General features: G+C 58.3%; 19 protein-coding genes. All 19 read left to right on the forward strand.

The genetic code is table 11. The features are described from left to right. Positions 1 to 15 precede the first annotated feature (15 nt). The 19 genes from AC3WP4_RS15100 (at position 16) to fliG (ending at position 22,920) form a co-directional block, all read left to right on the forward strand. A complete protein-coding gene (locus tag AC3WP4_RS15100; RefSeq protein ID WP_102615910.1) occupies positions 16 to 1,806 on the forward strand; it encodes a thiamine pyrophosphate-binding protein in 1,791 nt (596 codons plus the stop codon). Positions 1,807 to 1,808: 2 nt separating this feature from the next. Further along, positions 1,809 to 2,678: a sugar phosphate isomerase/epimerase family protein gene (locus tag AC3WP4_RS15105; protein ID WP_102615909.1), complete on the forward strand. Its 870-nt coding sequence runs from the start codon at positions 1,809 to 1,811 to the stop codon at positions 2,676 to 2,678. A gap of 16 nt (positions 2,679 to 2,694) precedes the next feature. After that, the gene (locus tag AC3WP4_RS15110; RefSeq protein WP_158242623.1) at positions 2,695 to 3,750 is read left to right on the forward strand and encodes a Gfo/Idh/MocA family protein; all 1,056 of its coding nucleotides are present in this window, start codon (positions 2,695 to 2,697) and stop codon (positions 3,748 to 3,750) included. After that, positions 3,743 to 4,582: an SDR family oxidoreductase gene (locus tag AC3WP4_RS15115; RefSeq protein ID WP_102615907.1), complete on the forward strand. Its 840-nt coding sequence runs from the start codon at positions 3,743 to 3,745 to the stop codon at positions 4,580 to 4,582. Before AC3WP4_RS15110 ends, AC3WP4_RS15115 begins: the two co-directional genes overlap by 8 nt. Positions 4,583 to 4,719: 137 nt before the next feature. Beyond that, positions 4,720 to 5,517 (forward strand): class I SAM-dependent methyltransferase, encoded by a 798-nt coding sequence (locus AC3WP4_RS15120; protein WP_256581190.1) that lies wholly within the window; start codon positions 4,720 to 4,722, stop codon positions 5,515 to 5,517. Then, positions 5,514 to 6,572, forward strand: coding sequence for an NAD-dependent epimerase/dehydratase family protein (locus tag AC3WP4_RS15125; RefSeq protein WP_102615905.1), 1,059 nt, complete (start codon positions 5,514 to 5,516; stop codon positions 6,570 to 6,572). Before AC3WP4_RS15120 ends, AC3WP4_RS15125 begins: the two co-directional genes overlap by 4 nt. A 46-nt stretch (positions 6,573 to 6,618) precedes the next feature. Next, positions 6,619 to 10,110 (forward strand): glycosyltransferase, encoded by a 3,492-nt coding sequence (locus tag AC3WP4_RS15130; protein WP_146011592.1) that lies wholly within the window; start codon positions 6,619 to 6,621, stop codon positions 10,108 to 10,110. A gap of 194 nt (positions 10,111 to 10,304) precedes the next feature. Then, positions 10,305 to 11,231 carry a ketoacyl-ACP synthase III gene (locus tag AC3WP4_RS15135; RefSeq protein ID WP_102615903.1) on the forward strand — a complete coding sequence of 309 codons (927 nt, stop codon included), beginning with the start codon at positions 10,305 to 10,307 and terminating at the stop codon, positions 11,229 to 11,231. 273 nt (positions 11,232 to 11,504) lie between these two features. Continuing rightward, the gene (locus AC3WP4_RS15140) at positions 11,505 to 12,353 is read left to right on the forward strand and encodes a flagellin domain-containing protein (RefSeq protein ID WP_102615902.1); all 849 of its coding nucleotides are present in this window, start codon (positions 11,505 to 11,507) and stop codon (positions 12,351 to 12,353) included. Between the two features lie 74 nt (positions 12,354 to 12,427). Then, a complete protein-coding gene (locus AC3WP4_RS15145) occupies positions 12,428 to 12,793 on the forward strand; it encodes a flagellar protein FlaG (RefSeq protein ID WP_102615901.1) in 366 nt (121 codons plus the stop codon). A gap of 82 nt (positions 12,794 to 12,875) precedes the next feature. After that, positions 12,876 to 14,303: a flagellar filament capping protein FliD gene (fliD, locus tag AC3WP4_RS15150; RefSeq protein ID WP_102615900.1), complete on the forward strand. Its 1,428-nt coding sequence runs from the start codon at positions 12,876 to 12,878 to the stop codon at positions 14,301 to 14,303. A gap of 130 nt (positions 14,304 to 14,433) precedes the next feature. Beyond that, positions 14,434 to 14,829, forward strand: coding sequence for a flagellar export chaperone FliS (fliS, locus tag AC3WP4_RS15155; RefSeq protein ID WP_102615899.1), 396 nt, complete (start codon positions 14,434 to 14,436; stop codon positions 14,827 to 14,829). A 10-nt stretch (positions 14,830 to 14,839) separates the two neighbouring features. Then, positions 14,840 to 15,136: a flagellar protein FliT gene (gene fliT, locus AC3WP4_RS15160; RefSeq protein WP_008151048.1), complete on the forward strand. Its 297-nt coding sequence runs from the start codon at positions 14,840 to 14,842 to the stop codon at positions 15,134 to 15,136. A gap of 171 nt (positions 15,137 to 15,307) precedes the next feature. Continuing rightward, positions 15,308 to 16,783, forward strand: a complete 1,476-nt coding sequence (locus AC3WP4_RS15165; RefSeq protein WP_074874537.1) for a sigma-54 dependent transcriptional regulator — start codon at positions 15,308 to 15,310, stop codon at positions 16,781 to 16,783. A 128-nt stretch (positions 16,784 to 16,911) separates the two neighbouring features. After that, a complete protein-coding gene (locus AC3WP4_RS15170) occupies positions 16,912 to 18,117 on the forward strand; it encodes a sensor histidine kinase (RefSeq protein ID WP_162493969.1) in 1,206 nt (401 codons plus the stop codon). A 5-nt stretch (positions 18,118 to 18,122) separates the two neighbouring features. Beyond that, positions 18,123 to 19,508: a sigma-54-dependent transcriptional regulator gene (locus AC3WP4_RS15175; protein WP_102615898.1), complete on the forward strand. Its 1,386-nt coding sequence runs from the start codon at positions 18,123 to 18,125 to the stop codon at positions 19,506 to 19,508. Between the two features lie 271 nt (positions 19,509 to 19,779). After that, the gene (fliE, locus tag AC3WP4_RS15180; protein ID WP_074874543.1) at positions 19,780 to 20,109 is read left to right on the forward strand and encodes a flagellar hook-basal body complex protein FliE; all 330 of its coding nucleotides are present in this window, start codon (positions 19,780 to 19,782) and stop codon (positions 20,107 to 20,109) included. A gap of 14 nt (positions 20,110 to 20,123) precedes the next feature. Continuing rightward, positions 20,124 to 21,908 (forward strand): flagellar basal-body MS-ring/collar protein FliF, encoded by a 1,785-nt coding sequence (gene fliF / locus AC3WP4_RS15185; protein ID WP_102615897.1) that lies wholly within the window; start codon positions 20,124 to 20,126, stop codon positions 21,906 to 21,908. Next, positions 21,901 to 22,920 carry a flagellar motor switch protein FliG gene (gene fliG / locus AC3WP4_RS15190; protein ID WP_007894195.1) on the forward strand — a complete coding sequence of 340 codons (1,020 nt, stop codon included), beginning with the start codon at positions 21,901 to 21,903 and terminating at the stop codon, positions 22,918 to 22,920. Before fliF ends, fliG begins: the two co-directional genes overlap by 8 nt. The last annotated feature ends 6 nt before the right edge of the window (positions 22,921 to 22,926 follow it).

A 22,926-nucleotide genomic window follows, 5' to 3' on the forward strand; every position in this document is an offset into this window, starting at 1 on the left:
TTTCAGGCGGTTTCCATGCGTGTTGCAGACTACGTCTTCGAGTTTATTGCCCGCCAAGGCGTCGGGCATGTGTTTTTCCTGCCGGGCGGAGGTGCCATGCACCTCAACAATGCGTTGTTCCGTCAGCCGCAGTTGCAAGCGATCAGCATGCTTCATGAGCAGGGTGCCGCGATTGCCGCCGAAGGCTACGCGCGCACCTCGGGCCGCTTTGGCGCCTGTCTGGTCACTTCCGGGCCTGGCGCTACCAATGCAATGACCGGCCTGGCCGGTGCCTGGTTCGAATCGACACCGGTGATGTACCTCTCCGGTCAGGTTAAGCGTGCCGACCTCAAGGGCAATAGCGGTCTGCGTCAACTGGGCACTCAGGAGCTGGACATCGTCAGCGTGGTCACGCCGATCAGCAAGTACGCAGTGTGTGTGCTTGACCCGCAGCAGATTCGTTACGAGCTGGAAAAGGCGTTGTGCGTGATGATGAGCGGCCGTAAAGGCCCAGTCTGGATCGACATTCCGCTGGACGTTCAGGCCACCGAAATCGACCCCGGTCAGTTGGCCGGTTACGCCCCCGATCAAGATGCGCAACCGGCGCTGCCGGATGCCGGCACGTTGCGTGATCTGGCAGTGCGATTGCAACAGGCACAGCGCCCGGTGCTGCTGGTTGGCAACGGCGTTCACGGCGCCGGTGCACAAGAGGCGATGCGTGCGCTGATCGAGCGCTTGGGCATCCCGACGATGACCACGTGGATCGGCGCCGATCTGCTGGAGTACAGCCATCCGCTGTACTTCGGTCGCTGTGGCACTGTGGCCTCGCGCGGAGCCAACTTCACTGTGCAAAACGCTGATCTGGTGATTGCCATCGGCTGCCGTATGGACTTCTCCATCACCGGTTTCGATCGCTCGCAATTCGCCCGTGCCGCCGAAGTGGTGGTGGTCGATATCGACCCGGCGGAAATCGCCAAACTCGGCGACATGCCTGATCAGGCGTTCGTCTGCGACGCCGGTGATTTTATCGCTGGACTGATGCGAAACACCGAACAGAAAACCTTTGATTTCACACCGTGGCGCGAACGCTGCACCGACTGGAAAAACCGTTACCCGGTGGTTCTGCCGGAGTACCACGATAAACAGGGATTCGTGAACAGCTACGTGTTCACCGAAATGCTCTGTGATGCACTGCTCGAAACCGACATGATCATCCCTGGCAGTTCCGGAGCGTCGATCGATACGTTCTGGATCTCGGCGAAACTCAAACGCGGTCAACGCGCGGTAGCCACTGGCGGCCTCGGTTCGATGGGTTACGGTTTGCCTGCGTCGATTGGCGGCTGCATTGGCAGTGGCGGCCGACGCACCATCTCGGTCGATGGCGACGGTGGGTTCGTGATGAACATCCAGGAACTGGAAGTTGTCCGCCGTCTGCAACTGCCGATCAAGTACTTCGTGCTGAACAACAACGGCTATGCCTCGATCCGCGCTTCGCAATCGGGTTATTTCAAACAGACCATCGGTTGCGATCCGGTCTCCGGTCTGACGCTGCCGGACATCGGTGCGCTGGCCGAGGCGTTCGGTTTGCCGGTGCTGCGGGTCAGCGAGCAATCGACTCTGCAGGACGTGATCAACCAGGCCCTGGCGATGCCGGGGCCGGTGGTCTGTGAAGTGATGGTCGAGCCTGATCAGGCCATCGGGCCACGGATCACTTCGCGTATCGGCCAGAACGGCCAAATGGTCTCCAGCCCGCTGGAAGACCTGTTCCCGTTCCTCGATCGCGACGAACTGAAGGCCAACATGCTGATTCCACTGGTGGGGGAATGAGCATGACTGCTGACTATCTGAAGCAGTACGCCGACGCGGGTCTGTACACGATGCAAGGGCGTCTGCTGCCACCGCAGGATGGGCGTTTCCAGTCCTTCCCTCGGGGGCAATGGCGTGAAGAAATCGAACTCACGGCGCAGGCAGGCTTGCGCGGTATCGAGTGGATTTACGATTTGTACGGTGAGGGTGCCAACCCGCTGGAAACACCTGCGGGGCGGGCTGATCTGAAAGAGTGCCTGGCCGGTTACGGCGTGTCTGTTGTTTCTATTTGCGCCGATTACTTCATGGATTGTCCGTTGCTGCGTTGCACCGACGAAGAACTGGCCTCGCGCCTGGAACGACTAGAGTGGCTGATCGGCATTTGCCCGCAATTGGGTATCGGTCGCGTCGTGCTGCCATTCGTGGACAACTCGCGCATCGGCTCACTTGAAGAGCATGCGAAAGTCATCGGTTATCTGCGGCAGGTGCTGCCTTCGGCAGAAGCAAACTCGGTGGAGCTGCACCTGGAAACGGATCTGGCGCCTGAGCCGTTCAAGCAATTGCTGCTGGCCATTGATCATCCGTTGGTCAAGGTCAATTACGATGCCGGCAACAGTGCTTCGCTGGGTTATGCGCCGGCTGACGAATTCGCCGCCTATGGCGAGCGGGTCGGCAGTTTTCACATCAAGGATCGCCGCCAAGGCAGCACCACCGTACCGCTGGGGCAGGGCGACGCCGATTTTGCCAGCTTGCGCGAACAGCTGATCCGCTTCGATTATCAGGGTGACTTCGTCCTCCAGGTCGCGCGTGGCGTGGCCGGTGAAGAACCGGTCTGGTTGCGGGAAATGAGTGAGCTGTCAGCCGAATGGCTGCGCGGTAACCGTCTGGTTTGAAATAGTTGAGGTCATTGTGCGGATTTTATTTTGCGGGTTGGGCGGCATCGGGCAACGGCATTTACGCAACTTGCGTAAGTTGTTGGGGCATTCGCTGGAAGTGCATGCGTATCGGGTTCGCGGTCAACGAATCAAGTTGCAGGACAACCTGACTGTCGAGCAGGGCGCCGATCTGGAAGCCGATTACGGTGTGATCGTTCATCACGACCTCGATAGCGCATTGGCCCAAAATCCTCAAGCGGTGTTCATCTGCAACCCCAACGCCTTGCACGTACCGATTGCCCTGGCTTGTGCCCGAGCCGGCGTGGCGGTGTTCATGGAGAAGCCGCTGGCCAGTGACCTGGAGGGTATTGAAGAGCTGCTGGCGCTGGTCAAGCAGAAGCAATTGCTGTTCTACGTCGGCTACAACTTCCGTTTTCATCCCGGCTTGCAACGGCTCAAGTCGCTTCTGGACGAAGGGCATTTCGGCAATATCATTCGCGTCAGCGCCGAGATCGGTGAATACCTGCCGAACTGGCACAAGTACGAAGACTACCGGCAGATGTATGCCGCCCGGGCCGATCAGGGCGGTGGGGTGATTCTGTCGCAGATCCACGAAATGGACTTGATCTACTGGCTGTTCGGTTTGCCTGACAACATCCTTTGTGTCGGCGGACAACTGAGCAATCTGGAAATCGACGTCGAAGACACTGCAACCTCGCTGATGCAATACCGCGGCGAGCAGGGCAGCTTCCCGATTCATCTGCACCAGGATTTCGTCCAGCGTCCACCGGTCCGCACGTTCAAGATCATTGGCGACGGTGGCAGCGCCGTGATGGACCTGATCAATACGCAGCTGACGGTGTACACCGCCACAGGCGAAGTCGCCGAAAGCTCGAACTTCCCTGATTTTGTACGCAACGAGATGTTCCTGAATCAGGCGCGACACTTCCTGGATTGCCTCCAGGGCAACGCCCGGCCGAAGGTCACCCTGTTTGATGGCCTGCAAAGCTTGCGCCTTGCTCTGGCGGCTCGTGAGTCCTTGAAGAAAGGCGTGCAGATCAATCTGGACGAGGTCACGGTCAATGGCTGATCACAACGCGATGAAGCAACTGTTCGACCTCTCCGGTCGGGTCGCGATCATCACCGGTGGCGGCGGCTTGCTGGGTTATCAGCATGCCGCCGCAATTGCCGGATTGGGGGCAGTGCCCATTCTGCTCGATGTGAGCGAAGAAGGACTGGCACGTAGCCGCAATCGGCTGCTTGAGGAAACGGGCGTCACGGCGCAGACCTTTGTAGCCGACATCACGGACCTCAAGTCGCTGCAATCGGTATGCGATCAGGTCATCGCCGATCATGGCCGGATCGATATTCTGATCAACAATGCCGCACGCAATCCCAAGGTTGAAGACGCCGACGGCAAGAACTTTTCCCGGCTCGAAGACTTCCCCTGGGAACAGTGGCAGCAGGATCTGGACGCGGGGCTGGGCGGCGCGTTCAACTGCGCCAAGGTATTCGGCAAGCAGATGGCCCTGCAAAAGAAGGGTGTGATCATCAACATCGCCTCGGACCTTGGCGTCATTGCGCCCGATCAGCGCCTGTATCGGATTGACGGTCGTGAGGACGATCAGCAGCCGGTCAAACCGGTGACGTACTCGGTGGTCAAGCATGGTTTGATCGGCCTGACCAAATACCTTGCGACGTATTGGTGCGAACAGGGCGTGCGCTGTAATGCGCTGTCGCCGGGCGGCGTCTATGCCGGCCAGGACGATGTGTTTGTCAGCAAGCTGACCAGCCTGATCCCGCTGGGTCGCATGGCCCACGCAGATGAGTATCGCGGTGCAATCGCATTCCTGTGTGCCGATGCCTCTCTCTACATGAATGGCTGCAACCTGGTAATGGACGGCGGCCGCAGCGTTTGGTGATGGCCGGCGTGTGGTGTGTTCTGCTGAAATTTTGAATCTGTTTTTGTTTCGAGGTTGTATTCATGGCTATAGACCGGGTCGCCCAGCATTGTATTTGCTGCGCCAGTACTCATCTCGACAGATCGCCTGCGGTACTGATGCCTTTCGTGGCCAGCCGGGTGTTTGGCCATGAACCTGTCAGCATTACGCCCGAGTGGGGGTTGAGGGATCTGCAGCCAGGCATGGCCTATACGTTGTGCACGTCGCTCCAGTGCCAGGCGTGCGGGGTGCTGTTTCTCGATTACCGTTTCTCTGACCGGGAAATGATGCAGCTGTATCACGGTTACCGTGATGAGGCCTATACACTTGAGCGCGAGCGTTTCGAACCCGGGTATGCCGCTGCAAACCAGCATTATCAGGGGCGGGCCGATTACGTTCGCGACGTCGAAGCCTGGCTTGAGCCACGAGTGACGTCTAACCCCCGGGTCCTTGATTGGGGGGGAGACAGCGGGATTAATTCGCCGTTTCTAGGTCGAAGCAGTCGGACCCACATATTCGATATCTCTTCGGTGGAAACGGTCGACGGTGCACAAGCGGTTGATCGCGCTGCGATAAAAACCAATAGCTATGACCTGGTGGTATGCAGTCAGGTACTGGAACACGTATCGGATCCCCATGAACTGCTGGTGCAAATCGCCGAGTGCCTGGACGACGACACGTTGTTGTACCTCGAAGTCCCGCGCGAAGCGTTGATGCGCGAGCATCCTGATCGCAAGGACCTGGCCGGGCTCAAGCGGCACTGGCACGAACATATCAATTTCTATACCGAAGAATCGCTCAGGGCGCTGGTCTTACGCGCGGGGCTGCTGGTGCAGGAATGCATGACGCTGGACATTGATTTGGGCTGGCGCAAAAGCAGTATTTTTGGATTGACCGCACGGCGCGCCCGATCATGAGAGTGACATTAGCGTCACAGGTCGTGGCCGACGATGTGCAGCGTGTTATCCGGCATCTGCACGGTTACGAAGAACTCGCCGGCAAACATTTGCTGATCACCGGCAGCACCGGTTTTTTTGGCAAGTGGCTGCTCGCGCTGCTGGCACTGTTGAACAGAAACGGCGCTGCTATAAGCGTGACCGCGATGTCCCGTTCTCCGGAGACGTTCCTGGCTCAATATCCCGAGTATCGCAACACGGGATGGATCAACTGGTTGAAGGGCGATGTGCAATCGCCGATCAATCTGCAGGCAGGGCGTCCGGTCGATCTCGTTCTGCATGCGGCCACCGACACGCTGGCCGGCGCCCACGCGAATCCGCTGAGCATCTTCGATACGATTTTGAATGGCGCGCGCAATGTGCTGGACATTGCCGTGCGCACGGGCGCCAGGCGCGTACTGTTTACCGGTACGGGCGCGCAATATGGACCGCTTCAGTACGGTCAGCCAGTGCTTGAGGCCAGTGCGTCGGCCTGCAACAGCACACTGGCGAGCAGCGCCTATGCAGAGGCCAAGCGTGCGCAGGAAACCCTCGCCGCGCTGTATGCCGAGCGCTATGGCATGGAAGTGGTTTTGACCCGCTGCTTCGCTTTCTCAGGACCGGGGATCGCCCTGGATGCCCACTTTGCTATCGGCAATTTCGTCCGGGACGCGCTGTGGAATGACGAGCTGGTGTTGCAATCGAGCGGGCAAGCCGTGCGCAGTTACCTGCACGGTGCCGATCTGGCTGTCTGGTTGTTGACGCTGCTGGTTCGCGGCGAAGCAGGGCAGGCTTATAACGTCGGCTCGGACAAGGCATTGAGCATTGCCGAGCTGGCCCACACCGTGATGGCCCGGACCGCTCCGGAAAAATCCGTCAGGGTGCTCGGGCAAAACGGCGACCCCAGGACCCAATCCTATTACGTTCCCGACATCCGCAAGGCCCGCGATCTGGGGCTGGATGACTGGACTTCGCTAGACGAGTCCATCGACAGCATGGTGCGTTGGGTCTGCGAGCACCAGCGTTGCGCCCACTAATCAATTGGCAGGCCTATACATTTCAGATTTCGTCAGGAGTGCAGCAGTGACGCGTTCATTATTTTCCAAGCGGCCTAGCCCTTATTACCTGCTTGCCCCGGACTTCCGGCGTAATTCTGCCGGTATTCGTGTGATGCACATGCTGTGCGATGCATTGATGCGCTCCGGGTATGAAGCTTACGTCACAGCCAATGTCCTGAGCCCTGGTTTGATGACGCCTCGCCTGACCAATGATGTGATCAAGACCCATCAGACTCAGGGCGTGGAACCCATTGTGGTCTATCCCGAAGTCGTGTCAGGCAACCCTTTGGCCGGCAATGTCGTGGCCAGGTACTTGCTGAATCGCCCCGGTTTTCTGTCCCGGGGCGTGACCGCAGAAAGTTTCGGCAAGGATGACCTTATCTTCGCCTACACCAAGGATCTGCAATTACCCGACAGACCGGCCGACCGGGTGATGTTTATGCCGCCGTTCGACCGCAGCATTTTCTGCTTGCCCCAAGACCCCGCAAAACGGGTGCCTGGCAAGGTATGTTACTACCGGGGCCGAAGCGCCCAGTCGCACATCGATCCTGCAATCCTGGGTGATAACCCGATAGAAATAACGCCGCACTTCCCCAACACCTGGGAAGGCCTGGCGGATGTCTTTCAGCAGTGCGAGTATTTTTACTGCGCAGAATCGTCGGCGCTGGCGGGAGAGGCGGCGCTGTGTGGTTGCATCAGTGTCCTGTTGTCCAGCGAATGGGCACCTCAGGTGATCGGCAAGAGTGAAACGCAGGGATTCGGCCTGGCCCACGGCAACGACCCTGAGCAAATTGAAGAGGCACGCCGCACATTGCCGTTGCTGCTCGAGCGGATTGTCCAGCAGGAGCAAGAATTCTGGCCCGCCCTGGACAACTTCATCGACATCACCCAAGCCGCCACCCGCGAGTATCAGGAAGCGCGCAAGGGTGGGGCAGGGACGCTTTGGCTGGCGCCACGTGTGCTGACGAATGTCGAGCGCGGCATCGCCAAGGCTTATTTGCGCGACAAAATGATCCCTGCCCTTGAGTTAGTAGTGTTCGACTTCCTTGGTCAGCCGGACAAGTTGAACAGAACCCTGAACAGTATCAATGCGCTGGACGGCTTGTACGCTTCGATCCAGATCTGTGTGATGGGTGTCGACGTGTCGAAGGTGGCGCCGCAGGTCAATCTTGATGCGGTAAAGATTCCAGCGGTCGATTACATGGAATGCATCAATCACCGACTGTTCGACTCCGGTGCCGAGTGGTTCATGTGTTTGAATGCCGGCGACGAACTGACATCCAGCGGCTTCCTGGTCACCGCGCTGGACCTGACCGGTTCACCCGATTGGCGCGCGGTTTATGCTGACGAAGTCTTGCGCTACAGCGACGGCCATTTAGAGTTGATGCTACGCCCGGACTTCAACCTTGACCTGTTGCTCAGTACGCCAGCCACATTGGCCAAGCACTGGCTGTTCCGTCGCGATGTCTGGCAGGCCATGGGTGGTTTCATCACCGATTGCCCGGACGCCTTCGAACTTGAATACATACTTCGCCTGGTCGAGAACACCGGGCTCGACAGCCTGCGGCACGTCAGTGAGCCGCTGGTGATCAGTGACATGCCATTCCTGCACGACAGAGAGCAGGAACGGGCCGTGATCGAGCATCACCTACGTGTCCGCGGTTTTGAGTCTGCGCAGGTCAACTGCCGGGTGGAGGGGCAATATGAGTTGGACTATGTTCACTCAGGCAGTCCTTTGGTCAGTATTCTGATTCTGATTGACGGGCAACTGACCCACGCCCAGCGTTGCATCGAAAGCCTGTTGGAGCAGACGACTTACAGTGCGTATGAATTGCTGTTGCTCGATCGGGGCAATGACGATCCGTCAGTGTGTGACTGGTTGTCCGGTATCGAGCAATTGGGGGCCGCGCACATTCGGGTACTGCGCTACCCGGCGGCACCTACAGTGCAAGCGATCCGCAATGATGCTGTCAGCGACGCTCAGGGAGAGTTTTTGTTGTTCCTGGATTCCACCATCGGGATCATGGGGCAATACTGGCTGCAACAGTTGTTGAATCAAGGCGTGCGACAGGAAGTGGGTTGCGTCGGGGCAAAGTTGGTGGGCGGCGATGGCAAGGTTCGGCATGCGGGGCTCCTGGCAGGTCTGGGTGGAACTGTCGGAAAAGCCTTTGAGGGCATGCCTTCCGATTCGCCTGGCTACATGCAACGTCTGCAAGTGGATCAGAACTACTCTGCACTGAGCGACCAATGCCTGATGCTGCGTCGGGAGTTGTTCCTTACGGTGGGCGGTTTCGATGAGAAACTGGCGCCTTGGGCGGACGCCGATTTGTGCTTGAAGGTTCAGCAGGCCGGCTACCTGAATGTCTGGACGCCGCGAGTGCAACTGTTGGCCGGTGACGTCGAAAGTCCGATTGCGACAGCGGAGCAGGAAGATCGTCTGTACGAGCGCTGGTTGCCGCAGTTGGCGCGCGACCGTGCCTACAACCCGAATTTCTCTTTGGCGCCAGGCCAGGCGTTCATAGTCGAGGATTCGCTGAAGTCCTGGCATCCACTGTCGAGTCACAAACTCCTGCCTCGCGTGCTCGCGCATCCTGCGGAGCAAACCGGTAACGCTCAACGCATCATCGCGCCTTTCACTGTGTTGCGTGCAGAAGGTCTGATCGAGGGGCTCGTTTCGCCCGAGCTGCTGTCTGTTGTCGATCTGCAGCGTTACGATCCTGATGTGATCGTGCTACAGCAGGTGGCGAGCGACGTGCATCTGCAGGCGATGCGTCGCATGAAAGCGTTCTCCCGTGCATTCAAGGTCTTTGAGCCGGGCGAGTACCTGCCGATCACAGAGGGCAGCCTCGCCATGTTGCACCGGGGCCTGTCGTCAATGGATAGACTGGTGGTGTCGAGCAACGTCATGGCGCAGGCTTTCGAGGGATTCTGCCCGGATATCCGTGTGGTCGAGAGCCGATTGAATCCGATTGAATGGGAAGGTCTTGTCAGCGAACGTCGTTGCTCTGACAAGCCGCGAGTCGGTTGGGCCGGTGGACTGGCAGATGTCGACGAACTGGAAATGATCGGCAACGTGATCAAAGACCTCGCTGGCGATGTGCATTGGGTCGTATTGGGTCCGTGCCCTGAAGCATTACGCCCGTTCGTTCAGGAAGTGCATAACACTGTCAATATCGCTGCTTACCCTGCGAAGCTGGCTTCGCTCAACCTTGATCTGGCGTTGGCCCCACTGGGTGACACGATGCTTAACCGCTGCAAAAGCCATCTGCGACTGCTTGAGTATGGCGTGTGCGGTTTTCCGGTGATTTGCAGCGATCTGCAACCCTATCGGAACGAGTTGAGCGTAACTCGGGTTCAGAATAGTTACGAAGCATGGGTCGAGACGATCAGGGCGCATGTGAGCGATCTGGAGGCGGCTGCGCAATTGGGTAATACCCTGCGAGATCAGGTGCGGTGTGACTGGATGTTGGCCGGCCAGAGCCTTGTGACATGGCGCAATATCTGGCTGCCGAACTGAGTCAAATGCACAGCCAGACGTGAAAAATCGCATTCATGCACTTAACGGCGTGACGCATAGGTCATAAAGTGCATCTTCACTGTATTGTGTTCCTCGGTGCGGGCGATGAGTCTGCCCCGGGAAATCAACCATTTTGATGCGCCCCTGAGCTTTTCGGGGTGAACCTAGTCGCTGTTTATGATCGGGAAGCCATGATGATTGGCATAAAAAGCATAGCGAGTTACGTGCCGGCCGCCGGCGTGGATAACTACGCTCAGGGTGCCAAATTCGCCAAGGATGAAGAGTTCATCCTGGGCAAGATCGGTTCGGCTTTCCTGCCGCGCAAAGGCGCTGAGCAGGAAACATCGGACCTGTGTGTCGAAGCTGTTAATGCATTGTTTGCTAATAATCCCGACCTCAAGCGCGAGTCTATCGATGCGCTGATCGTTGTCACCCAGAATGGTGATGAGGAAGGGCTGCCGCACACGGCTGCCATCGTTCAGGACAAGCTCGGTCTGCCAACGCATGTTGCCGCGTTCGATATTTCCCTGGGTTGCTCGGGTTACGTGTACGGCATCTACGCCATGAAAGGCTTCATGGAAGCCACAGGCTTGAAGAATGGTTTGCTGATCACCGCCGACCCTTATTCGAAGATCGTTGATCCTGAAGATCGCAACACCACTATGCTCTTCGGTGACGCGGCTACTGCGACCTGGATGGCCGAGGATGCGCCCTGGCAGTTGGGCAAGGCCAAGTTTGGTACTGACGGTTCCGGTGCCCCGCACCTGAAAGTCAGTGACGGCGTGTTCTTCATGAACGGTCGTCAGGTGTTCAACTTCGCCTTGTTGAAGGTCCCAGCGCATCTGCATGAGTTGCTGGATGAGTCGGCGTTGCAAGCCAGTGATATCGACGCGTTCTGCATTCACCAGGGCAGTGCGGCGATTGTCGATGCAGTGGCTCGGCGTTTTGAAGGCGAGCCAGAGAAGTTCATCAAGGACATGGTCGAGACCGGCAACACCGTTTCGTCGAGCATTCCTTTATTGCTGGAAAAACACGTGCTGAGTTCAACCTGGAAGCGCGTGGCGATTAGCGGTTTCGGCGTTGGCCTGTCATGGGGCTCGGCGATTCTCTATCGCGGCTGATCTCTAAAAGACTTTCAATAGCGCTACCGGCAGTCCGGTAGCGCTATTTTTTTGCCCGGAGCTTTTTTCGGCAGTTTTTTTGACGTCATTTTTTATGCGGCAAGGCCGCTAACCCCTGATTTTGTTGGGGGTGGCAGTCTGCTAGTAATTTTTTTAAAAAAAGCCCTCAAGCAACCCGCCATGACGACGATAACTATTACGAAGGTTCTCTAGGCCACACCCGGCGGTTGCCAGGGCCGGAAGCCGCAGTACCCAACCAACGAGGAATTCGTCATGGCTTTAACCGTAAACACTAACGTCACATCGTTGAACGTTCAGAAAAACCTGAACAAGGCTTCCGACTCTCTGTCGACTTCGATGACTCGCCTGTCTTCCGGTCTGAAAATCAACAGCGCCAAAGACGACGCCGCCGGCCTGCAAATTGCTACCCGCATGACCTCGCAGATCCGTGGTCAGACCATGGCGATCAAAAACGCCAACGACGGTATCTCCATCGCTCAGACCGCTGAAGGCGCGATGCAGGAACAAACCAACATTCTGCAACGTATGCGTGAACTGGCTGTTCAGTCCCGCAACGATAACAACAGCACTACCGACCGTGACGCTCTGAACAAAGAGTTCACCCAAATGTCGGCTGAACTGACCCGTATCGCCAACAGCACCAACCTGAACGGCAAGAACCTGCTCGACGGTACTGCCAGCACCATGACCTTCCAGGTCGGCTCCAACACTGGCACCTCGAACCAGATCACCCTGACTCTGAGCGCCAGCTTCGACGCAAACACCCTGGGTGTTGGCTCGGCAATCACCATCGCCGGTTCGACTTCGGCCGTTTCGGAAACCAACTTCTCGGCTGCCGTTACTGCAATCGACAAGGCTCTGGACACCATCAACGCCAGCCGTGCTGACCTCGGTGCTGCACAAAACCGTCTGACCAGCACCATCTCCAACCTGCAGAACATCAACGAAAACGCCAGTGCTGCACTGGGTCGCGTACAAGATACCGACTTCGCTGCTGAAACTGCACAGCTGACCAAGCAACAAACTCTGCAACAAGCTTCCACCGCAATTCTGGCTCAAGCCAACCAACTGCCATCCGCTGTACTGAAACTGCTTCAGTAATAGCTGGTGAGTTTTTGGCGGGGGAGTGCGCTTGTCGCGCTCTCTCGCTTTTTTGATTCAAAGAGGTGATGGACATGGATATGAGCGTGAAGCTGAACTTGTCTTATCCTGTGGCGAAGCCGGCGACGCCCGTTGCTGATGCCGCTGCGGAAAAGCCTCGAGCCGATGCTGCGCCAGTGGCATTGGTCAAGGATGAGCCAAAGGATGCGGTAAGTGAGCGGGACAAGCTGAAGATGGCCGTTCAAGAAATTGAAAAGTTCGTCCAGTCGGTCAAGCGTAACCTGGAGTTCTCTATCGATGAGCCTTCAGGCAAAGTCATCGTCAAAGTCATTGCCAGCGACTCCGGTGAGGTGATCCGTCAGATCCCCAACGAAGAAGTCCTGAAACTGGCCAATAGCTTGAATGACGCAAGCAGTCTGCTGTTCAGCGCCAAAGTCTGACAGCTGGCATGAAATTTGTTGCTATGTTCTTTTGGGCGTTGTAGTGGTCAAAAGACCGGCGAGACACTGAAGGGAGATCTACATGGCAAGTCCAATTCTACCGGGCACGGGCTTAGGCTCGGGCCTTGATACCGGTGCTATCGTCAAGGCACTGGTCAACGCTGACAAAGCGGCCAAGCAAGGTCAGATCGACCGTGGCACCACGACCAACACCGCGTCCATCTCCGGTGTCGGCACCCTGAAGTCGCTGCTCGCCACGTTCCAGGCGGCCATGAAGACGCTGGGCAATACCACTGAACCTCAGTTCACCGGTTTTGCTGCCACCTCTTCCGATCCCAAGGTCCTCACGGCTACCGCTAACAACTCCGCTGTCGCCGGCATCTACAAGATCAATGTCTCGCAGCTTGCCACGGGTTCGAAAGTCGCCACGGCTGCTTTTGATGGCGGTTCCAAGGCCTCCGTCAATGGCGGTGCTGCAGGCACTCTGGTCATCTCTCAGGGCGTGCCTGGCGGAACAGCCAAAACCTATAACCTTGACGTGCCGGCGGGCTCCACCCTCGAGTCTGTCGCCAAATCCCTGAACGACAAGTACCAGTTCAGTGGCTTCAGCGCCAACGTCGTGACCGATAACTTCGGTTCGAGACTGGTGGTGAGCTCGTCTAACACCGGTGCAGGCACCGATATTTCGCTCAGCGGTGTCGGCCTGGACGTCGATGGTTCCCAGGTGATTCCTGCGATCTCGACGAAGACCTCGGCTGGCTCAGTGGGTGCGCTCGCTGTTGACGCGAAGTTCACAGTGGACGGCCTGTCGGTCAGCAGTCCTACTAACAAGCTGGACAACACTGTCTCGGGCTTGTCGATGACGCTGCTTGCCACGGGCAATTCGCAGGTACTCGTAGCGACCAACACTGATGGCTTGAAAGCCTCGATCCAGAAATTTGTCGATGCTTACAATGCAGTGGCCAACGCGATTAGCTCGCTGACCAAGCCTTCGCTCGATGACGACGGCAACCCGACCATTCCTGCTGCGCTGACTGGCGACGCCATGCCGCGTTCGATCCTGGCGGCAATGCGCGGGCCGCTGTCCGAGGCCGGTACCGGTGACAAGCTCACTGTGCTGTCGCAGTTGGGGATCACTACCGATCAGAAGACCGGTGCGCTGAACTTCGATTCCACCAAGTTCACCTCTGCGATGAACGACAAGAAGCTCGGTGGGGAAGTACAGAATCTTTTCTCGGGTGACAACGGTCTGCTCGCGCGCATGAACAAGGCGATTTCGCCTTACACCGAAACCGGTGGAGTTCTCGATACCCGTTCTACCGCGTTGGCTAAAACCAAGAACAAACTGGCCAACGACCAGCTCGCGCTGGATCGTCGGATCGAATCCCTGACCGCTGTACTGACCAAAAAGTACAACGACATGGATACCTTGGTCGGCAAGCTGAAAGCGACTGCCAGCAACATCACTTCGATGTTTGAAGCGATGACCGCGCAGCAGAAGAACAGCTGATAACCCAGTAACGCCAAAAGCCCGGCAGCGTCGTTCAACGCTCCGGGCTTTTGTGTTTCGCGACTAAAGTTTTTTGACGCGTCGTCGATACATTGTTTATACGAACCACAGATTTTTGATGAGGTACAACATGAATCCAATGTTAGCCCTTCGCCAATACCAGAAGATTGGCGCTCAGGCGCAAACCTCCGAAGCCAGTCCTCACCGTCTCGTACAGATGCTGATGGAGGGTGGTCTCGACCGTATTGCTCAAGCCAAAGGCGCCCTGGAGCGCAAGGATATTCCCAATCGGGGCATCTTCATCGGCAAAGCCATTGGCATCATCGGTGGTTTGCGTGAAGGGCTCGATCTTGAGAACTCCCTTGAGAGCGTAGGTGAGCTGGATAACCTCTACACCTACATGATGAAGCGCCTCACCGAGGCCAATGTCAGCGCCGATCCAAAGATTCTCGACGAAGTCGCCGATCTGCTTCGCACCGTCAAAGACGGCTGGGACGCTATCGCCGCGCCGGGTCCGCAGTTTTAAGGAGATCACCATGAGTCTTGTATTGCAGCGAATCGAACAAACCCGTGAAGGCCTCGTTGGTGCTTTGGCCGAGCGAAACTGGGAAGCCATTGGTGAGTTGGACCTGGCTTGCCGTTCCTGCATGGAAGACGTCTTGAGTGAAGCTTCGGTGGACGAGGCTGCGTTGCGCGATAACCTTGAGGAGTTGTTGGGGGTGTATAAACAGCTTCTTGAGGCGGCTACGGGGGAGCGGCAAGCGATAGTTGATGAGATGTCGCAGATCCACCAAGCACAGAGCGCGGCAAAGGTTTACCATCTGTTCGGTTAAAAACCCCGGTTAATCCAAACATAGTGCGCCATAAATTTGACTGTGCACGGTTTTTTGACTTAACTAGTGGCTGCTACCAGATTTCAGGCGTCTACAGGCATAACGTGTCTGCAAGCGTCTAGCTTGCCCCCTCATTTTGGGCATTGAGTTGACTAGGGAAGTTGCTATTGCATGTGGCGTGAAACCAAAATTCTGCTGATTGATGACGATAGCGTCCGCCGCCGCGACCTGGCGGTGATTTTAAATTTTCTTGGCGAAGAAAATTTACCCTGCGGTAGCCATGACTGGCAGCAGGCTGTCGGCTCATTGTCATCAAGTCGTGAAGTAATCTGTGTCCTCATCGGGACGGTCAATGCTCCTGGTGCACTTGTGGGCTTGCTAAAGACACTCTCAACCTGGGATGAGTTCCTTCCGGTTTTGTTAATGGGCGATAATTCTTCCGTTGACTTGCCTGAAGACCAGCGTCGCCGAGTGCTTTCGACCCTCGAAATGCCACCCAGCTACAGCAAATTGCTCGACTCCCTGCACCGTGCCCAGGTCTATCGCGAGATGTACGACCAGGCCCGCGAGCGCGGCCGTCACCGTGAGCCCAATCTTTTCCGCAGTCTTGTCGGCACCAGTCGGGCGATTCAACACGTCCGTCAGATGATGCAGCAAGTCGCCGACACCGACGCCAGTGTGCTGATCCTCGGTGAGTCCGGGACCGGCAAGGAAGTGGTCGCGCGTAACCTGCACTATCACTCCAAGCGTCGTGACGCGCCGTTCGTGCCGGTCAACTGCGGGGCGATCCCGGCCGAATTGCTGGAAAGCGAACTGTTTGGCCACGAGAAGGGTGCCTTCACCGGGGCAATCACCAGCCGCGCCGGGCGTTTTGAGCTGGCCAATGGCGGCACGCTGTTCCTCGATGAAATCGGCGACATGCCGCTGCCGATGCAGGTCAAGTTGCTGCGCGTATTGCAGGAGCGCACCTTCGAGCGCGTGGGCAGCAACAAGACCCAGAGCGTCGATGTGAGGATCATCGCGGCAACCCACAAGAATCTCGAAAGCATGATCGAGGTCGGTAGCTTCCGCGAAGACTTGTACTACCGCCTGAACGTGTTCCCGATCGAAATGGCGCCTCTGCGCGAGCGTGTCGAAGACATTCCGCTGCTGATGAACGAGTTGATCTCGCGCATGGAGCACGAGAAGCGTGGTTCGATCCGTTTCAACTCGGCAGCGATCATGTCGCTGTGCCGCCACGGCTGGCCGGGCAACGTCCGTGAACTCGCCAACCTGGTGGAACGCATGGCGATCATGCATCCGTATGGGGTGATCGGCGTGGTCGAGTTGCCGAAGAAATTCCGCTATGTCGACGACGAAGATGAGCAACTGGTCGACAGCTTTCGCAGCGATCTTGAAGAGCGCGTGGCCATCAACGGTCATACTCCGGACTTCTCCGCCGGCGCCATGTTGCCGCCGGAAGGTCTGGACCTGAAGGACTACCTCGGTGGTCTGGAACAAGGGCTGATTCAGCAGGCGCTGGATGATGCCAATGGCATCGTGGCGCGCGCGGCAGAGCGACTGCGTATTCGTCGCACCACACTGGTGGAAAAGATGCGCAAGTACGGTATGAGCCGTCGTGACGGTGATGAGCAGGCGGATGATTGACGCCTGTTTTTCAAGTCCTTCATTTATAGGCGGTTTTTTTTAGGCACGGGTATTGCTACATCCCTCGCAACGTTCCGTTTAACTGACGGTCAGCCAAGCGAGAGAGCCCGATGCCCCAAGCCGCCCAGATGTCTTCTGTCCCTGACGCTCCGGGACAACCGTCGTCCGTAGAGCAGGCGAGCCGGCTTGGCCTTGAACAGGCGTTTGCACTGTTCAGCCAGATGTCGAGCCAATTGACCGATTCCTACAGCATGCTCGAAGCCCGGGTCACCGAGCTCAAGGGTGAGCTGGCGGTGGTCAGTGCCCAGCGCATGCAGGAGCTGGCGGAAAAAGAACGCCTGGCCAACCGGCTGCAAAACCTCCTTGATCTGTTGCCCGGCGGCGTCATTGTCATCGACGCCCAGGGCATCGTGCGCGAAGCCAACCCCGCTGCCTGCGAGCTGCTCGGTCTGCCCCTTGAAGGCGAACTGTGGCGTCATGTCATTGCCCGCTGCTTTGCGCCCCGTGAAGACGACGGTCACGAAATCTCGCTCAAGGACGGTCGGCGTTTGTCGATCTCCACTCGCTCGCTGGATGCCGAGCCCGGGCAGTTGGTGTTGCTCAACGACTTGACTGAAACCCGTCATCTGCAAGATCAGCTGGCCCGCCACGAACGTCTGTCGTCGCTCGGTCGCATGGTCGCGTCCTTGGCTCATCAGATTCGTACTCCCTTGTCCGCCGCCTTGCTCTACGCCAGTCATCTGACTGAGCAGGCGTTGCCGGTCGAGACCCAGCAACGTTTTGCCGGGCGCCTGAAAGAGCGCTTGCACGAACTGGAACATCAAGTTCGCGACATGCTGGTGTTTGCGCGCGGCGAGCTACCGCTGACCGATCGCGTCACGCCTAATATGCTGATGCAGTCGCTACAGGCGGCCGCATTGACCCATGTCCAGGATCTGCCGATTCGCTGGCAATGCGACAGTCATTCGGGCGAGTTGCTGTGCAATCGCGACACGCTGGTCGGGGCGATCCTGAACCTGATCGAGAACGCCATCCAGGCCAGCGCCGGCGATGTGCGTTTGAAAGTCCATTTCTATACCCGTGACAACAACCTGCGTGTCGCGGTCAGCGATAGCGGTAGTGGCATCGATACGAAGGTGCTGGCGCGTCTGGGTGAACCCTTCTTTACCACTAAAACCACCGGAACCGGCCTCGGCCTGACCGTGGTCAAGGCAGTGACGCGTGCTCATCAAGGACAATTGCAGCTGCACTCGCGGCTCGGTCGCGGCACGTGTGCGCAGGTGATCCTGCCACTTTTTTCGGGTGAAAAGCCCAGCGCTCAGGGCGCGGAGTGAAGGACATGGCAATCAAGGTTTTACTGGTCGAGGATGACCGCGCGCTACGCGAAGCACTGGCCGATACGCTGTTGCTCGCCGGTCACGATTTCAAAGCTGTCGGCTCGGCGGAAGAGGCGCTGGTAGCGGTTGGTGCCGAGGCGTTCAACCTGGTGCTGAGCGACGTCAACATGCCGGGCATGGACGGCCATCAACTGCTCGGATTGCTGCGCACTCGTCAGCCGCAGCTGCCGGTGTTGCTGATGACCGCTCACGGTGCTGTCGAGCGGGCGGTCGATGCCATGCGTCAGGGCGCGGCGGATTATCTGGTCAAGCCATTCGAGCCCAAAGCCTTGCTCGATCTGGTGGCGCGGCATGCGCTGGGCAGCCTCGGGGCGACCGAAGGCGAAGGGCCTGTAGCGTTCGAGCCGGCCAGTGCGCAATTGCTGGAATTGGCCGCACGGGTGGCGCGCAGTGATTCCACGGTGTTGATCTCCGGCGAGTCCGGAACCGGCAAGGAAGTGCTGGCGCGTTACATTCATCAGCACTCTCACCGCGCCAGTCAGCCGTTCATTGCAATCAACTGTGCAGCGATCCCGGACAACATGCTCGAAGCCACCTTGTTCGGTCACGAAAAGGGTTCGTTCACTGGCGCCATCGCAGCGCAGGCCGGCAAGTTCGAGCAGGCGGATGGCGGCACGATCCTGCTCGATGAAATCTCCGAAATGCCCCTGGGTCTGCAGGCCAAGTTGCTGCGGGTATTGCAGGAGCGCGAAGTCGAACGAGTCGGCGCACGCAAGCCGATCACGCTGGACATTCGAGTGGTCGCCACCACCAACCGAGACCTGGCCGGTGAAGTGGCTGCGGGGCGTTTTCGGGAAGACCTTTACTATCGCCTGTCGGTTTTCCCACTGGCCTGGCGTCCGTTGCGTGAACGAACCGCCGACATCCTGCCATTGGCCGAGCGCCTTCTGGCCAAGTACGTCAATAAAATGAAGCATGCCGCGGCAAAGCTGTCGCCCGAGGCCGAGGCGTGCCTGATCGGTTATCCATGGCCGGGGAATGTGCGTGAGCTGGACAACGCGATTCAGCGGGCGCTAATCCTGCAGCAGGGCGGATTGATTCAGCCTGAGGATTTCTGTCTGGCCGGGCCTGTGGCGTGCGCGCCGTTGCCGACATTGGCGCCCATGCCTGTGCGCGCAGTCGAAGTCGACGCCGAATCGGCGGGCGCCCTCGGCGATGACCTGCGGCGCCGTGAATTCCAGATGATCATCGACATCTTGCGCGCTGAGCGCGGCCGCCGCAAAGAGGCCGCCGAGCGCTTGGGCATCAGCCCGCGCACCCTGCGCTACAAGCTGGCGCAAATGCGCGACGCCGGAATGGACGTGGAAGCGTACCTGTTCGCCACCTGATCCGATTTGGGTAGCAGCTGGCGAAGCCTGCGTCCGGCTGCGCAGCAGTCGTGAAATCATCCCGCGCGGTGTTTCAGAAAGACCGCGTGTTCAGGTTTACGACTGCTGCGCAGCCGGACGCAGGCTTCGCCAGCTGCTACAGATTGCATGACGACTTGAAAAGTCTGGGCTTTTGTTTGGAGCAGCCGCGGAGCTGGCACCCTTGTTGCTAACACCTCACTACCCGCCGAGTGAGTGTCAAAAAATTGCGGGTCGCCAGAGAGAGTAGACCATGAGCCAAGGTATTGAATTTAATCGATTGATGTTGGACATGCGGTCCATGCAAATGGATGCCATGTCTGCGTCGAAATCGACTGCCGCTGTTCCTCAAATGAGTGGCAGCAGCTTTTCCGACATGCTCGGTCAGGCCGTCAATAAAGTGAACGACACCCAACAGGCGTCCAGTCAGTTGGCCAGTGCCTTCGAGATCGGCAAGAGCGGCGTCGACCTGACGGACGTGATGATCTCCTCGCAGAAGGCCAGTGTGTCTTTTCAAGCGTTGACCCAAGTACGCAACAAGCTGGTTCAGGCATACCAAGACATCATGCAGATGCCGGTTTAAGGACGATTTGAGTCATGGCAGAAGCAGCCGCCGATAATGTTCCGGCCAAGGCCACTCCAATAGACGGCAAGCCGCCGCTGTTCGGGTTGTCCTTCCTGGAAAACCTCTCCGAGATGACCATGTTGCGTCAGGTGGGCCTGTTGGTCGGCCTGGCTGCGAGCGTGGCGATTGGCTTTGCCGTGGTGTTGTGGTCCCAGCAGCCGGATTACCGGCCTCTGTACGGCAGCCTTGCCGGTATGGACGCCAAACAGGTCATGGATACCCTGGCCGCAGCCGACATTCCCTATACCGTTGAACCGAACTCCGGTGCCTTGCTGGTCAAGGCCGATGACCTGTCCCGTGCGCGAATCAAACTCGCGGGCGCTGGTGTCACTCCCAGCGATGGCAACATCGGTTTTGAAATCCTCGACAAGGACCAGGGCCTGGGCACCAGCCAGTTCATGGAAGCGACCCGTTATCGTCGCGGCCTCGAAGGCGAACTGGCTCGCACCATCTCCAGCCTGAACAACGTCAAGGGTGCCCGCGTGCACCTGGCGATTCCGAAAAGTTCGGTGTTCGTGCGTGACGAGCGCAAGCCGAGCGCTTCGATTCTGGTGGAACTGTACTCCGGCCGCTCGCTGGAGCCTGGCCAGGTACTGGCGATCATCAACCTGGTAGCCACCAGCGTTCCCGAACTCAGCAAATCCCAGATCACGGTTGTCGACCAGAAAGGCAACCTGCTGTCGGATCAGGCGGAGAATTCCGAGCTGACCATGGCCGGCAAGCAATTCGATTACAGCCGTCGCATGGAAAGCATGCTGACTCAGCGCGTGCATAACATTCTGCAACCGGTGCTGGGCAACGATCGCTATAAAGCCGAAGTCTCGGCCGATGTGGATTTCAGCGCTGTCGAGTCGACCTCTGAGCAATTCAACCCGGATCAACCGGCGTTGCGCAGCGAGCAGTCGGTCAACGAACAACGTACCGCCAGCAATGGCCCGCAAGGTGTGCCGGGTGCCCTGAGCAACCAGCCGCCCGCGCCGGCTTCCGCACCGCAAACCACCGGTGGCGCTACCGCGTCGGCCGGCATGGTGCAGCCAGGCCAGCCACTGCTGGATGCCAACGGTCAGCAAATCATGGACCCGGCCACCGGCCAGCCGATGCTGGCTCCGTACCCGGCGGACAAGCGCCAGCAGTCCACCAAGAACTTCGAACTCGACCGTTCCATCAGCCATACCAAACAACAGCAGGGCCGTTTGAATCGCCTGTCGGTGTCGGTGGTGGTGGATGACCAGGTCAAGATCAACGCGGCCAATGGCGAAACCACCCGTGCGCCATGGACCGCCGATGAATTGGCGCGCTTCACGCGTCTGGTACAGGACGCCGTCGGCTTCGACGCCAGCCGTGGCGACAGCGTCAGCGTGATCAACATGCCGTTCTCCGCCGAGCGCGGTGAAGTGATTGCCGAAATTCCGTTCTACTCCCAGCCTTGGTTCTGGGACATCGTCAAGCAAGTGCTGGGTGTCTTGTTCATCCTGGTGCTGGTGTTCGGTGTGCTGCGTCCGGTGCTCAACAACATCACCGGCGGCGGCAAAGACAAACATCTGGGCATCGGCAGCGACGTCGAGTTGGGTGGCATGGGCGACCTGGACGGCGAACTGGCCAACGACCGCGTCAGCCTCGGTGGCCCGACCAGCATTCTGCTGCCGAGCCCGAGCGAAGGCTATGACGCACAGTTGAACGCAATCAAGAGTCTGGTGGCAGAAGATCCGGGTCGCGTGGCCCAGGTCGTGAAAGAGTGGATTAACGCAGATGAGTGATAACCGAGCCGTTGCCGCCAAACTGACCAAGGTCGACAAAGCCGCGATTCTGCTGCTGTCCCTGGGTTCCACCGATGCTGCCCAAGTGCTGCGCCACATGGGGCCCAAAGAGGTCCAGCGTGTGGGCGTGGCCATGGCCCAAATGGGTAACGTGCACCGCGAGCAGGTCGAGCAGGTGATGAGCGAGTTCGTCGACATCGTCGGCGACCAGACCAGCCTCGGCGTCGGCTCCGATGACTACGTGCGCAAAATGCTCACCCAGGCCCTGGGCGAAGACAAGGCCAACGGCCTGATCGACCGCATCCTGCTGGGCGGCAACACCAGTGGCCTCGACAGCCTGAAGTGGATGGAACCGCGCGCCGTCGCCGACGTGATCCGTTACGAGCACCCGCAGATCCAGGCAATCGTGGTCGCATATCTCGACCCGGATCAGGCCGGTGAAGTGCTGGGCAACTTCGACCATAAGGTCCGGTTGGACATCATCCTGCGGGTGTCTTCCTTGAACACCGTGCAACCGGCAGCCCTGAAAGAACTCAACCAGATTCTCGAGAAGCAGTTCTCCGGCAACTCGAATGCTTCGCGCACCACCCTGGGTGGTATCAAGCGTGCGGCGGATATCATGAACTTCCTCGACAGCTCGATCGAAGGTCAGCTGATGGACTCGATCCGCGAAGTCGACGAAGACCTGTCCGGTCAGATCGAAGACCTCATGTTCGTGTTCAACAACCTGTCCGATGTCGACGACCGCGGTATCCAGGCGTTGCTGCGCGAAGTGTCTTCCGACGTGCTGGTGCTGGCCCTCAAGGGTTCGGACGAAGGCGTCAAAGAGAAGATCTTCAAGAACATGTCCAAGCGGGCGGCCGAACTGTTGCGCGACGACCTCGAGGCCAAAGGCCCGGTGCGCGTCAGCGACGTGGAAACCGCGCAGAAAGAAATCCTCACCATTGCCCGCCGTATGGCCGAAGCCGGAGAAATCGTTCTCGGCGGGAAGGGCGGCGAAGAGATGATCTAAGGTCAC

The organism is Pseudomonas sp. FW305-20 (genome assembly GCF_058788075.1).

What these genes read in the sequence shown, in the direction of transcription:
- AC3WP4_RS15100 (WP_102615910.1), top strand. Translation starts at nt 16, where the DNA reads ATGCGTGTTGCAGACTACGTCTTCGAGTTTATTGCCCGCCAAGGCGTC.
- AC3WP4_RS15105 (WP_102615909.1), top strand. Translation starts at nt 1,809, where the DNA reads ATGACTGCTGACTATCTGAAGCAGTACGCCGACGCGGGTCTGTACACG.
- AC3WP4_RS15115 (WP_102615907.1), top strand. Translation starts at nt 3,743, where the DNA reads ATGGCTGATCACAACGCGATGAAGCAACTGTTCGACCTCTCCGGTCGG.
- AC3WP4_RS15120 (WP_256581190.1), top strand. Translation starts at nt 4,720, where the DNA reads ATGCCTTTCGTGGCCAGCCGGGTGTTTGGCCATGAACCTGTCAGCATT.
- AC3WP4_RS15125 (WP_102615905.1), top strand. Translation starts at nt 5,514, where the DNA reads ATGAGAGTGACATTAGCGTCACAGGTCGTGGCCGACGATGTGCAGCGT.
- AC3WP4_RS15135 (WP_102615903.1), top strand. Translation starts at nt 10,305, where the DNA reads ATGATTGGCATAAAAAGCATAGCGAGTTACGTGCCGGCCGCCGGCGTG.
- AC3WP4_RS15140 (WP_102615902.1), top strand. Translation starts at nt 11,505, where the DNA reads ATGGCTTTAACCGTAAACACTAACGTCACATCGTTGAACGTTCAGAAA.
- AC3WP4_RS15145 (WP_102615901.1), top strand. Translation starts at nt 12,428, where the DNA reads ATGGATATGAGCGTGAAGCTGAACTTGTCTTATCCTGTGGCGAAGCCG.
- fliD (WP_102615900.1), top strand. Translation starts at nt 12,876, where the DNA reads ATGGCAAGTCCAATTCTACCGGGCACGGGCTTAGGCTCGGGCCTTGAT.
- fliS (WP_102615899.1), top strand. Translation starts at nt 14,434, where the DNA reads ATGAATCCAATGTTAGCCCTTCGCCAATACCAGAAGATTGGCGCTCAG.
- fliT (WP_008151048.1), top strand. Translation starts at nt 14,840, where the DNA reads ATGAGTCTTGTATTGCAGCGAATCGAACAAACCCGTGAAGGCCTCGTT.
- AC3WP4_RS15165 (WP_074874537.1), top strand. Translation starts at nt 15,308, where the DNA reads ATGTGGCGTGAAACCAAAATTCTGCTGATTGATGACGATAGCGTCCGC.
- AC3WP4_RS15170 (WP_162493969.1), top strand. Translation starts at nt 16,912, where the DNA reads ATGTCTTCTGTCCCTGACGCTCCGGGACAACCGTCGTCCGTAGAGCAG.
- AC3WP4_RS15175 (WP_102615898.1), top strand. Translation starts at nt 18,123, where the DNA reads ATGGCAATCAAGGTTTTACTGGTCGAGGATGACCGCGCGCTACGCGAA.
- fliE (WP_074874543.1), top strand. Translation starts at nt 19,780, where the DNA reads ATGAGCCAAGGTATTGAATTTAATCGATTGATGTTGGACATGCGGTCC.
- fliF (WP_102615897.1), top strand. Translation starts at nt 20,124, where the DNA reads ATGGCAGAAGCAGCCGCCGATAATGTTCCGGCCAAGGCCACTCCAATA.
- fliG (WP_007894195.1), top strand. Translation starts at nt 21,901, where the DNA reads ATGAGTGATAACCGAGCCGTTGCCGCCAAACTGACCAAGGTCGACAAA.